13 protein-coding genes are annotated in these 12,610 nt (G+C 50.3%); all 13 read left to right on the plus strand.

From position 1 onward, the window contains the following. Positions 1 to 609: a hypothetical protein gene (locus tag T497_RS18390; RefSeq protein ID WP_155266921.1), complete on the plus strand. Its 609-nt coding sequence runs from the start codon at positions 1 to 3 to the stop codon at positions 607 to 609. 3 nt (positions 610 to 612) lie between these two features. Then, positions 613 to 1,245 carry a hypothetical protein gene (locus tag T497_RS0113700; protein ID WP_028516104.1) on the plus strand — a complete coding sequence of 211 codons (633 nt, stop codon included), beginning with the start codon at positions 613 to 615 and terminating at the stop codon, positions 1,243 to 1,245. Between the two features lie 13 nt (positions 1,246 to 1,258). Beyond that, positions 1,259 to 3,877 carry a DNA mismatch repair protein MutS gene (gene mutS / locus T497_RS0113705; RefSeq protein ID WP_028516105.1) on the plus strand — a complete coding sequence of 873 codons (2,619 nt, stop codon included), beginning with the start codon at positions 1,259 to 1,261 and terminating at the stop codon, positions 3,875 to 3,877. 171 nt (positions 3,878 to 4,048) lie between these two features. Then, positions 4,049 to 4,669, plus strand: a complete 621-nt coding sequence (locus T497_RS0113710) for a hypothetical protein (RefSeq protein WP_028516106.1) — start codon at positions 4,049 to 4,051, stop codon at positions 4,667 to 4,669. A gap of 29 nt (positions 4,670 to 4,698) precedes the next feature. After that, positions 4,699 to 6,726, plus strand: coding sequence for a DNA mismatch repair endonuclease MutL (gene mutL, locus T497_RS0113715; protein WP_028516107.1), 2,028 nt, complete (start codon positions 4,699 to 4,701; stop codon positions 6,724 to 6,726). A gap of 9 nt (positions 6,727 to 6,735) precedes the next feature. Then, positions 6,736 to 7,431, plus strand: coding sequence for a hypothetical protein (locus T497_RS0113720; protein ID WP_028516108.1), 696 nt, complete (start codon positions 6,736 to 6,738; stop codon positions 7,429 to 7,431). Next, the gene (gene miaA / locus T497_RS0113725) at positions 7,415 to 8,362 is read left to right on the plus strand and encodes a tRNA (adenosine(37)-N6)-dimethylallyltransferase MiaA (RefSeq protein ID WP_028516109.1); all 948 of its coding nucleotides are present in this window, start codon (positions 7,415 to 7,417) and stop codon (positions 8,360 to 8,362) included. The genes T497_RS0113720 and miaA overlap by 17 nt, the downstream gene beginning before the upstream one ends. A 104-nt stretch (positions 8,363 to 8,466) precedes the next feature. Beyond that, a complete protein-coding gene (gene hfq, locus T497_RS0113730) occupies positions 8,467 to 8,706 on the plus strand; it encodes an RNA chaperone Hfq (protein WP_019679069.1) in 240 nt (79 codons plus the stop codon). A gap of 11 nt (positions 8,707 to 8,717) precedes the next feature. Continuing rightward, on the plus strand, positions 8,718 to 9,998 hold the full coding sequence (locus T497_RS0113735; RefSeq protein WP_028516110.1) for an HlyD family efflux transporter periplasmic adaptor subunit: 1,281 nt from the start codon (positions 8,718 to 8,720) through the stop codon (positions 9,996 to 9,998). After that, complete coding sequence (locus T497_RS0113740; protein ID WP_028516111.1) at positions 9,982 to 10,677, plus strand: YggS family pyridoxal phosphate-dependent enzyme; 696 nt, start codon at positions 9,982 to 9,984, stop codon at positions 10,675 to 10,677. Before T497_RS0113735 ends, T497_RS0113740 begins: the two co-directional genes overlap by 17 nt. A gap of 95 nt (positions 10,678 to 10,772) precedes the next feature. Continuing rightward, positions 10,773 to 11,252 (plus strand): cell division protein SepF, encoded by a 480-nt coding sequence (locus T497_RS0113745; RefSeq protein WP_028516112.1) that lies wholly within the window; start codon positions 10,773 to 10,775, stop codon positions 11,250 to 11,252. Further along, positions 11,252 to 12,010 carry an RNA-binding protein gene (locus T497_RS0113750; protein WP_028516113.1) on the plus strand — a complete coding sequence of 253 codons (759 nt, stop codon included), beginning with the start codon at positions 11,252 to 11,254 and terminating at the stop codon, positions 12,008 to 12,010. Before T497_RS0113745 ends, T497_RS0113750 begins: the two co-directional genes overlap by 1 nt. A gap of 11 nt (positions 12,011 to 12,021) precedes the next feature. After that, complete coding sequence (locus tag T497_RS0113755; RefSeq protein ID WP_028516114.1) at positions 12,022 to 12,591, plus strand: DivIVA domain-containing protein; 570 nt, start codon at positions 12,022 to 12,024, stop codon at positions 12,589 to 12,591. Positions 12,592 to 12,610: the final 19 nt, after the last annotated feature.

Here is a 12,610-nt window from a genome sequence, read left to right on the forward strand (position 1 = left end):
ATGGGGAAATTCCAGAATACTAACAACGAGCTTATGGCGAGGATATCGGCGGTGAACGACCTCATAAAGTCGAATTATATAACACCGCCGCCAGAGCGCTTTGCTCTGACGCAGCCCGAAATGAGCATAAAGCAGTGCAGGACCTCTGCTTTTCTGTCGCTGCTCAGCTGTGCAATGCTCGCTATAGGAACTCTGCTGAGTCCGAGATTCAGCATTTTCAGGATATTGCTGCCTGTTGGCTTGCTTGCAAGCAGCATTATTTCATTCATATCTATTTCGACCATGAAAAAATTCCGCATAGACGTAAACGGTCAGGAGATCACCGTTAAGGGAAAGATTTACCACAGCAGCGAGATAGACTGCATAAAGGGCACGGTCATGAACAGCATGAAGATAGTTTCGGGGGGCAAGGATATCATAACGTTCAGCAAGACTCTTGACAACTGCGGTGAGCTGATAAAATGGGCAAGGTGCAATCATGTAGAGATACACGACGACGGCGCGGACGATCCCAAAAAATCGCAGAAGATGCGGGAACTCATAATCGCTTTATCTATTCTTCTGGGCATTGTACTGGGAATACTTTTCGTGTTCCTGAGCAGAATGTAAGCTATGGGATTTGAATTTGACAATGAGCAGCAGGCGGAGCTTAGATATATAAGCGCAGACAGCGATATAAAGCGCGATAAGATAGACCGCATCATAAACGTGAAAAATGCTGCACCGCCTAAGCGGAGCTTCGATATCGAGGTGTCCTCCCAGACAAGGGCTGTCAATAAGGTCTGGCTGGGAGCGGCTTTATCGGGACTTGCAGGCGATGTGGTGATATTCTTCATGCGCCGCGGCATATCGGGAGATAACGGCGGCTTATTGGAGCTTGTGCTCGGTGTCCTTTTTATCATTGCGGCTGTGCTGTCTGTTTTCTGCGGCGGAAAAGGTCTTGTCCATGTGACGGGCGAGGAGCTGAGAGTTGACGGAAAGAGCTATTTTGCCAGTGATATCGACAGGATAAGCTGCAAGGGCTATGACGTGAATGTTCTGAGCGGCGGCAGGACTGTGCTCAGGCTCAAAAAGGCGGACAAGGGCTGCGAGGAGCTTATAAGATGGGCGAAAGTCTATGATATAGCTATCGAAAACTCAGGCGGCGAGCCCTCGGGCTCCGTGAAAGTCCTCATGGCTGTGGGAGCTGTGCTGTTCGTTGCAGCTTTTACCGTTTTATTGTTTTTTATCGTAACTAAGATGTAAAGGAGCTAAACCAATGGAAATCGACAGAAGTAAGATATCCCCCATGATGCAGCAGTACTTCGAGGTCAAGGACAAGTATACCGACTGTATCCTGTTCTTCCGCCTCGGCGACTTCTACGAGATGTTCTTCGACGACGCGGTAGTTGTCTCAAAGGCTCTGGAGCTCACCCTTACGGGCAGGGACTGCGGTCTGGAGGAACGCGCTCCCATGTGCGGAGTTCCCTATCATGCGGCGGATATGTACATAAAGAGGCTTATAGACATGGGCTTCAAGGTGGCTGTCTGCGAGCAGCTCACCGATCCTGCCGAGACCAAGGAAATAGTTGTCCGCGACGTTATCAGGGTAGTTACTCCCGGTACTCTCACCGAGAGCAGTATGCTGGACGACGGCAGCAACAACTACATTTGCAGTATCTACTACGACGAGGACAGCAAGACCTGCGGCGTGGCTTCTGCCGACCTTTCCACAGGCGAGGCGGCTCTCAGCTATTTTGAGGGCAAGGACTTGGAGGCAGGCGTTATCAACGAGCTTTCACGCTGCAAGCCTGCGGAGATAATCTTCCCTCAGAACTTCCTGTCCCTCAAAGCGGCTGCGGAGTTCGTAAAGGTGAGACTTTCCTGCGCGGTGACTCTCCGCGATACCATATGCTTTACTCCCTCTGCACGGAGGGACATGGCTGCGGCAGTATTCGGCGTTAAGTCCGTCACCGAGCTCGGCATAAGCGAGGACGGAGCAGACTGCGCGGCAGTATGCGGACTTTTTGACTACATAAACGATACCCAGAAGACCTCGGTATCGAGATTTACGAAAATAGAGCTTCTGAGCGGCGAGCAGTTCATGGGACTTGACCTCAATGCAAGGCGCAACTTAGAGCTTACGGAGACTCTCCGCAGCAAGGAGAAAAAGGGCTCTCTTATGTGGGTTCTGGACTCCACAAAGACATCTATGGGACGCCGTATGCTGAGGAACTGGATAGAGCAGCCCCTGAAAAGCCCTGCAAGGATAATCGAGCGCCTTGACGCCGTTGAAGCACTCTACCGCAAGAGCGTTGTCCTTGCCGATATGACTGACCTGCTTGACAGAGTCTACGACCTGGAGCGCCTTATGACCAAGGTCATGTACAAGAGCGCTAATCCCCGTGACCTCAAATCACTTTCGGCTACGGCAATGCAGCTGCCCCTTATCAAGCAGGAACTGGCAAAGCTCTCCGATTCAAAGCTTCTGGCGAGATATAACGACGAGATATCCACTCTTGACGAGCTGGTGAACCTTGTTGAGAACGCTATCATGGACGAGCCGCCTATCTCCGTAAAGGACGGCGGCGTAATAAAAGAGGGCTTCAACAAGGAGCTTGACGAGCTCCGCCATATTATGAACAACGGCAGGAGCATTATCGACGAGATAGAGCAGCGCGAAAAGGAAAAGACAGGCATCAAGAATCTGAAAATAGGCTTTAATCGCGTGTTCGGCTACTATCTTGAAGTTACGCGCTCATACTACGACCTTATCCCCGAGGGCTGGATACGCAAGCAGACTCTCGCCAACGCCGAGCGCTTCATCACCGAGGAGCTGAAAAACGCTGAGAACTCGATACTCGGCGCAAAGGACAAGGCTCTCTCACTTGAAGCCGATATTTTCGCAGAAGTTCGCGACTTCCTTGCGACCAAGCTTGAAGCCGTACAGAAAACAGCATCGGCAGTTGCCGCTGTGGACGTTCTCTGCTCCTTTGCGGACGTGGCTCTGCGGAATCAGTACGTAAAGCCCGATATCGCCATTGACGGCTCTATCGACATCAAGGCAGGCCGCCACCCTGTTGTGGAGCTCATGCTCACCGACGAGGTATTCGTGCCAAACGACTTGTACATAGATACAAAGGCTGACCGTATGTCCATAATCACAGGACCTAATATGTCGGGTAAATCCACATATATGAGACAGGCGGCGCTTATAGTCCTCATGGCGCAGATAGGCTGCTTCGTCCCTGCGGATTCCGCTAAGATCTCCGTGGTGGACAAGATATTCACCCGTGTGGGAGCCTCCGACGACCTTACGGCAGGACAGTCCACGTTCATGGTGGAAATGAGCGAGGTCTCGGACATACTGAAAAACGCCACCAAGGACAGCCTTGTTATCCTTGACGAGGTGGGACGTGGTACTTCTACCTTTGACGGCGTAAGCATAGCCCGTGCAGTTGCGGAGTTCATCTGCAATTCCAAGAAGCTGGGCTGTAAGACCTTATTCGCTACTCACTACCACGAGCTTATAGGTCTGGAGGACGAGCTCGAGGGCGTGAAGAACTACAGTATCGCCGTAAACAAGCACGGCGGAACAATACGATTCCTGCGAAAGATAGTCCGCGGCGGCGTGGACGAGAGCTACGGCGTTGACGTTGCGAAGCTGGCAGGACTTCCTGCAAAGGTAGTCACCCGTGCAAAGGAGCTCCTTGAAGAAATGGAGCGTCAGCACGCGTCGGAGCGCCCTGCGGCAGACCACGAGGAATCGGGACAGATAAGCTTCGGCAGTCTGGGACGGGAAGCGGCTCTGGAAATGCTTGAAAAGACCAATATAGACGAGCTTACGGACAGCGAATGCCGCGAGCTCCTCAGCGATATGCTGAAAGCTATTCAGTAGGGAACGCCGCCCTCGGCGTTCCGAGCCTTTAGCCGATTTAGAGCTAAGAGCTAAGTAGGGGCGACGTCTCGTCAACTCTCAACTCTAAACTCTCAACTTTAGAAAACGTGTAGGGACGACCAATGGTCGTCCGCAAATATACAATTATGAATTGAAACAGAGGTGCAAATCATGCCTGCTTATTTTTCTTTGATAATGGAATACAGCCGCGCAGAGCTGGATTTTGACAATATGAAGGAGCTCACTGCATATATCAAACACGCAGGGCTCGAATTCAAAAACGGCGCATACCATGCCGAAAACGATACCATTGAGGACATCATGGACTGGAACCAGAAAAAGCTTGAAGAGGACTTCGAGCTGGGCTATGATGAGGACTCTTCCAACGATTACAAGCAGATGTGCTTCAATTACGGCGGCTTTTCCGAAGTCCGCGGCTTCATCATGAACGAGGAGCCCATACGCGGAGAGTATACCTTTACCCTGCTGATTCCGCAGGAGGAAGTCCACGTTGAGGGGGATACCTACAGGAAAGAAGCCGTTGAAAAGCTGAAAGCCCTTGCGGCAAAGCTGTGGATACTGCCGAAAACCCGTACTGTCCAGACTGAGCTGGAGCTGAGCGAGGGCATAGTTCCCGAAATGGACATCAAGGAGGGCGCAGAGCCAAGTGCCTGTCCATTTGCTATCGTATCGGAAAAGCAGTTCGGACGCATGGACACAGCCGATTATACCGCAGAGCATATCGAATACGGCGGAGTTATCCTCACGCCAAATCGGGTAAAGCTGGTCTGAGCTGCTGACAGTCAGAAAGGAAGTAAACAATGCCCCCTATCAACGTCCTTAGCAAGGAAATATCAGAGCTTATCGCCGCAGGCGAGGTCATCGAGCGCCCCTCATCGGTCATCAAGGAGTTGGTTGAGAACTCCATAGACTCGGGCGCTTCTCATATCACCGTGGAGATAAAAAACGGCGGAACTACCTATATGCGCGTTACAGACGACGGCTGCGGAATGTCATTCGGCGACGTTCCCAAAGCCTTTCTTCGTCATGCCACAAGCAAGATAAGCGCAAAGGAGGACCTTGACAATATCCTCACTCTGGGCTTCCGCGGAGAAGCTCTTGCCTCTGTTGCCGCTGTAGCCCGTGTGGAGATAATGACCAAGCAGAAAGAGGGACTCTACGGCACTCTCTATACCATAGAGGGCAGCGTGGAGAAGTCCCACGAGGAGAGCGGCTGCCCCGACGGTACTACCGTCATAATCCGCGACCTTTTCTACAATGTCCCTGCAAGGCGCAAGTTCATGAAAAAGGACGTCACCGAGGGCAATGCGGTGAGCACTATCCTCCAGAAAATAGCCATGTCCCACCCCGATATCGCTTTCAGATTTATCCGCGACAACCGCACGGAGTTCAACTCCAGCGGCGACGGGGAGCTGTTTTCTGCGATATACGCAGTTTACGGACGTGATTTCGCCCGTGACCTTATGCCTGTGGACTATGAGTACGAGGGCGTAAAGGTAAGCGGCTTCGTTATAAAGCCGCTGTACTCCAAGAACAACCGCGCTTTCCAGAACTTTTTCGTAAACGGCAGATACGTCCGTTCAAGGCTCTGTTCTGCGGCTCTGGAAAACGCCTACACAAACATGATAATGACGGGAAAATTTCCTGCCTGCGTACTGCTCATTGACCTGCCGCCCAGCACTATGGACGTCAATATCCACCCCACCAAGGCGGAGGTGCGATTCACCAACGAGAAATCCGTGTCCGACGCGGTATATTTCGCTGTGAAGAATGCCATGATGAAGGACGGTCTCATCTACGAATTCGAGCTGAAGCCCCATGCGGACTGGACAAAGGCTGCTCCCGAGCAGGAGGAGATGAAGCAGCAGGAGTTCATGTTCACTCCCGTTGACAAGATAGAGGAGACCGAGCAGAAGCTTGCCGAGACAACCAAGCCTGTATATGAAGCTCCTGCCCCTGTGTACACAGCTCCAAAGCCCGCAGCTGAGGAAACTCCTATAACTGCGGATATTACGCCGAGCCCTGCCTATGACCAGCCCGTACAGGCGGCAGCTCCCGTGTATGAAAGAGAAGCTGAGACTGCTCCCGTACAGGAGAATATCCCCGAGCCCGTAAAAGCTCCCGAGCCTGTTTCTGAGCCCGAGCCGCCTAAGGCTGTTGAGGGATTCAGCTACATCACACAGCAGGCATTCGCCGCAGCACCCGTCCAGAAGCCTGCGGAGAGCGAAGCTCCCAAGGAGTCGGTATGGACGGAAAAGCCGAAGATTCGCGTTATCGGCGAGGCATTCGGGCTTTACGTTGTTGCGGAAGTTGGCGACGACACCATGATAATGATAGACAAGCACGCCGCTCATGAGCGAATTATTTTCGAGCGCTTAAAGAGCCGCAACTGCAAGCAGTACAGCCAGCAGCTCCTTACGGGAGTCCGTGTGCTCCTCACAGGTGACGAGTTCAGCGCCCTTGAAACAAATCAGGAGCTCCTTGCGGACTTGGGCTTCACCTTTGATTTCTCCGAGAAGCCATGTGTTGTTGCAACGGCTGTTCCCACCTTCATAATGGAGCTTGATATGGAGGATATCATCTCCGAAATAGCAAACAATCTCCGTATGTACAGCCATGATCCACAGTCTCATGTGCTGGACGATATGCTCCACACAGTTGCCTGCAAATCGGCAATAAAGGGCAACGACAAGAACGATATCGCGGAGCTCCAGTCCCTTGCGGAGCAGGTCTACTTCGACGAGAGGATACGCCATTGCCCTCACGGCAGACCTGTTATGTTCACCATGACCAAGAGTAATATATCCCACCAGTTCAAGAGAACGTAAGGAGAGGCTATGAAACGAGCAGTAAAAGCTCTTATCGCAGTATATTTTGCGGTGTTTATGTGCATTTTCGGCGGTATAAATGCCTTTGCATGGAACGTTGATACATCTCATCTGGATATAGACTTCGGCGAAGTACCCGAGGGTACTGCCTTTGCGGATATACTGGTAAAAGGAAAATGGGAAGAGAACAATATGGATTTCAATGTGTATAATGGTTCGGTTCTCAGAGTTGACAGCAGCTGTGAGCTTGCAAAATATAATAAGGACGGCTATACGAGCCTGTTTCTGAAGCATAAGAGCATTACATTGGAACAAGTCGATATGTCGCCCGAGTCGAAAAACAAGCACATGGAGTTTGCAGTGGAAGTGGGCACTGAAAAACTGTTCAACCATTGCCGTCACATAAAGATAGCCTACTGCGATAAGGACGGAAATATCCTCGGTACTACCAATGAAGTCAAGGTGAAAAAGGTAACATGGGGCGATCCGTACTATAAAATAGAGGCAAACGGCAGCAGTCTGACCTGCGATGTGAATCAGGGACCTGCCTATTTTATGATAGTGCTTGTGCCTGTGATGTTTATAGCCCTTGCGGTAGTTATAATCTCATTGGTCATCACAGTAAGGCTGAGCAAAAAGTTAAGGCTTAAAAAGAGCATAAAACGCATACAGTCGGGAGAACTTGATAATGAACAAAACGAATGATAAGCCCTTTGTGCTTGCAGTTGTCGGTCCGACGGCGTCGGGCAAGACATGGCTGGGCGTTGAGCTTGCGAAGATTTACGGCGGAGAAGTTATCTCCGCCGATTCCATGCAGATATACAAGGGCATGGACATAGCTTCTGCAAAGCCCACAGAAGCCGAAAAGCAGGGGATACCACATCATCTCATGGGTATCCTCGACAGGGACGTGAGCTTCAGCGCCGCAGACTATGTACAGCTTGCAAACGAGAAGATACAGGAAGTGCTCTCCCGTGGAAAGCTCCCCATAATAGTGGGCGGTACGGGGCTTTATGTGGATTCTCTCCTTGAAAATGTGAAGTTTTCAGAGGGCGGCAGCGACGAGGCTTACCGCGATGAGCTCTATGCCTTTGCCCGTGAAAACGGCAACGAGGCGCTCCACGCCCGTCTTGCGGAGATCGACTCCGAAGCCGCAGAGGGCATACACCCAAATAATCTGGTGAGAGTAGTCCGCGCTCTTGAGGTTTGTCACGTTACGGGAAGAAAATTCAGCGACCTCAAGCGCGAGAGCAAATTGGTGGAAAGTCCGTATAATTCGCTGATCATCGGGCTGAATTACGAGGACAGGCAGACTCTCTACAACAGGATAGACCTGCGTGTGGACGAAATGGTCAAAGCAGGTCTCGTCGAAGAAGCCCGTCAGCTCTGGCAGGAGAGCGGCATGAAGACCGCCGCCAACGCTATCGGCTACAAGGAGCTTATCCCATATTTCGAGGGAAAAGCGGAGCTTTCCGACTGTATCGCCATAATAAAGCAGGAAACGCGGCGTTATGCCAAGCGTCAACTGACGTGGTTTCGGAAAAACGGGCGTATAGAATGGCTTTTTTTGGACAGATTTAATAAAAATGAAGAAATATTAGAAAAATGCAAAAAAACTATAGCAAATTATTTTTAAATGTGCTATAATAAACTGTGTGTATTTCTGTGTACTGTATTTGGAAAAACATTTTACTCACAAAAATACGCAGGCAAACAAATATACCAGATAGGAGAATGTGTATGAACAAAACAATCAATTTGCAGGATGTATTTCTTAACCAGTGCAGAAAAGACAAGATAATGGTTACAATTATCCTGACCAACGGCTTCCAGTTCAAGGGAATGGTAAGAGGCTTTGACAGCTATGTTGCTATCTTCGACTGCGACGGCAAGCAGCAGCTTGTTTACAAGCACGCTATTTCCACTATTATCCCCGCAAGAGCAGTTTCTATCCTCGACGCTTCAGAAAAGAACGACTAAGGGTGATCTGAATGAGATTTTCCAAGTCGGAAGGCAGCTTCATGGTCAAGCTTCTGAGAAATGTTGTCCTTGTGCTGCTTCTGATAATCTTTGTCAGCATAGTATATAACTTCCGCAACAGAGAGAGCAATACGGTCGCGGCTCTTATGGCGACTTCGGTGTCCTCAAAGGAGTACAAGGGCGTATTTATAAGAGATGAGGAGATAATCCTCTACAGCGGAAACGGCGTGCTAAGCTATAATGTGTCCGACGGCGGAAAGGTGGGCAACGGCAGCGTTATCGCAGAAGCCTATCCCTCCGACGAGCAGCTCAGCATAAAGCGCCAGAAGGCTATGCTCCGGAAGGAACTGAATATCCTTGAAAAGATACAGAATCCGGGTACTATGGAATCTGCACAGCCTGCCAGCATCTCCGAGAATATCAACGAGAGCTACAGGAGCTTTATCTACTACAGGGATATGGGGGATTACGACAGCCTTGAAACAGTGAAGGACGATCTTCTCGTACAGCTCAGTACATATCAGATAATGACAGAAGAGGTACAGGGCTTTGACCAGAAGATATCCGATATAAAGTCAGAGATCGCCAAGCTCGACGCAAAGACGCTCTCCTCCAGCGAGACCATAAAGGCTCAGAGATCCGCTTATTTTGCCAGCTATATCGACGGCTATGAGGAGGAACTCAGCAGCAAGACGCTGGACAAGCTCACCTGCGACGAGGTGGAGAGCATAACTGACAGAAAGTCAACAGCCCCGAATGTCGTCGGAAAGCTTATCGACGGTTACGGCTGGTATCTTGCCGTGGTTGCTGACAACTCCAAGAAGGAGTACGAGATCGGCAAGGAGGTCAAGCTGAAATTTGATTCCTCAGCCGAGACTTATCCTGCTGTTATTTACGATATCCGCGATGAAAAGCCCGACAGGAGCCTTATCATCATTTCGTGCAGCAAGTTCAATTACGAGCTTGTACAGCACAGAGCCGAGATAGTCGAGGTCATCTCGCTTATCGACGGAAAGGAGAAGTACGAGGGACTTAAAGTTCCCCGTGAGGCTATCCGCTTTGCCGATGTCAAGGAGACCTATACCGACGAAAACGGCAACGAAAAGGAAAAGTTAATGACAAGCAAGGGCGTTTATATCCGTAAGGGCGAGCAGGTGCTCTTTAAAAAGATAGATGTAAGATTTGAGGGAAATGATTACGTCCTCTCAAAGGTGCATCCCGAAAGCGAGTATTTGCAGCTTTACGATGATATTATGTTAGAGGGAGTCGATAAAGATGACGAAAAAGAATGATCTCGCTTATATCGACGAGAACCTGCGCATAATAAGAGAGAGATGCGCCGAAGCCAAGGACAGGTACCGAAGCTCCGACGATAATATCCGAATAATGGCGGTCACAAAGACCGTTGCTCCCGAGGCGATAAATCACGCCGTAGAGCTTGGGATAGACCTTCTCGGAGAAAACAGAGTGCAGGAGTACCTTTCAAAGGCTGACTTCTATGACAAGTCCGCCGAGGTACAGTTTATTGGACATTTACAGACCAACAAGGTCAAATATATCATAAATTCCGTAAGCATGATACAGTCAGTTGACAGCCTGAAGCTGGGACAGGAGATAAGCCGCCTCGCCGTTAAGAACGGCAGGGTAATGGATATCCTCTGTGAGGTCAACATCGGCGGAGAGGATTCCAAGAGCGGTATCGCTCCCGACGGACTTGATGAGCTTATGGACGGGCTCTCGGAGCTCGAAGGCATACGTATAAGAGGACTTATGACTATCCCGCCGCCCTCGGACAGCGATATCTTCCTCGGCAGAATGAAGGAGCTCTACGATAAGGTCTCCTCGGAGCGAAAGGGAATGGATACGCTCTCAATGGGAATGACTCACGATTACGCAGAAGCCATAAAGTACGGCTCGACACTGGTGCGTATCGGAACAGGTCTTTTCGGCGCAAGAGACTATTCAAAGTAATTCGCAGCGGAATGCTGAGATCAACACGGGATACTCCGCATTGATCCTGTGAAGAGAAATATAAAAAACAAATAATGCGGAGAAGGAGTATTAAGATGAAACTTTTTGACGGTATTAAGGATTTTTTCTTTGCTGCAGATGATGATGATTTTGAAGCTGATGTTCCCGTTCGTCACGAGCGTGAGCGCGGCGGTTTCCAGCCTTCCGACCAGGAAGACGCTCCCGTAAATGAGGGCGCACCAAGCGGTCTTGGCGGCGGCGGCAGAAGAAACAAGGTCGTTAATATACAGACTACAGCACAGTTACAGGTAGTTCTCGTAAAGCCCTCTGCTTTCACAGACGCTAAGCAGATAGCTGACCATCTCATTGCTAAGAAAACAGTAGTTCTCAACCTCGAGACAGCTTCTCCCGAGAATAAGAGAAGAATAATCGACTTCCTCGTTGGCGTTGCTTATGCAAACGGCGGAAGCCTCAAGCCGGTAGCTAACCTTACCTACATCATTACTCCTTATAATGTAGGCTTCATCGGCGAGGACTTAGTTGGCGAGCTGGAGAATAACGGCGTATTCATCTGATGAACGAGCCGTCGGATAAGCTCTTTGCCGCAAGGCTTGCGGATATGACAGCTCTGTGCGAAAGAAACGGCGCGGCGGTGTTCTCGTCTTTTTTCGACGAGAGACAGTGCGTGGAAGCCGAGGCTTGGTGCAAAGGTCATACAGGTGAGCTCAGGTATCGGCTCTGGGGCGGATACGATGACGCAAGACGGAAAATGCTTGCGGTCTATCCCGATTACTGCGAGGACTATGTGGAGGGGGAGTACCCCTTTGTGTGCCTGACCTTCACCTACCGAAGCGAGGACAAGCTCACCCACAGGGACTTTCTCGGCAGCTTTATGGGCTTGCAGCTCAAACGTGAGATAATCGGGGATATAGTTGTCTCCGAGGGCGTCACTCAGGCGTTTGTCACTGAGGTAGCTGCAAGGAGCATAACATCTTCCATATCAAAGATAGGCAGAGTCGGCGTGAAAATTGCTGATGACAAGCCCTTTGAGCTGGAAAATGTTCAGAAGTTCCGGACTATCAGCGGTACGGTGGCTTCATTGCGCCTTGACTGCGTGGTGGGACTTGCCGCTCATCTGAGCCGTGAAAAAGCGGCGGCGCTTATCCGTTCAGATAAGGCAGAGGTCAATCATCTGCCTGTTTCATCTGTCTCCTACGAACTCAGGGGCGGAGATGTATTGTCAATTAGGGGAATCGGAAGATTTGTGCTTTCAGAAATAAACGGCTCTACTAAAAAGGGACGCATACACATTGATCTTAAAAAATATATTTAGAGGTGAATGAAATGATAACTTCAAAGGACGTCAGAAATAAGAGATTTGAAAAGGCAGCTTTCGGCTACAAGCAGGAGGAGATCGACGAGTTCCTCTCTCAGCTGGAGGCAGAGCTCGACGAAATGGAGCGCGAGCGTGCAGAGGCTAACAGCAAGATACAGGTGCTCGCTGATAAGGTAAGAGAATACATGAGAGACGAGGACGCTCTCAAGGACGCACTCCTCGGTGCTCAGAAGCAGGGACATCAGGTCCTCAACGACGCTAACGAAAAGGCTGAGCAGATAATCGCAGAGGCTAAGGAAAAGGCTGCTGCTCTCGAGGACGAGGCTGTTCGTCAGCACGCTGAGGCTATGGAAAAGAACCGCGAGGAGATCGCTAAGGAAAAGGAAGCTCTCATCGAGGCTCAGCAGCAGGTAGCAGACTTCAAGAAGAGCCTGTTCGATATGTACAAGAGCCACTTAGAGCTCATCTCATCTATGCCTGAGACATTCGACAACGAGACAGCTGAAGATGAGACAGAGGACAAGGTTGAGACAGCAGAGGAGATCGCAGCTGCTGTAGCGGCAGAGGTCGAGGAATAATCAAAAATTAAAAAGATCG

It is taken from the genome of Ruminococcus flavefaciens MA2007, from assembly GCF_000621845.1.
GTDB classification, from domain to species: domain Bacteria; phylum Bacillota; class Clostridia; order Oscillospirales; family Ruminococcaceae; genus Ruminococcus; species Ruminococcus flavefaciens_E.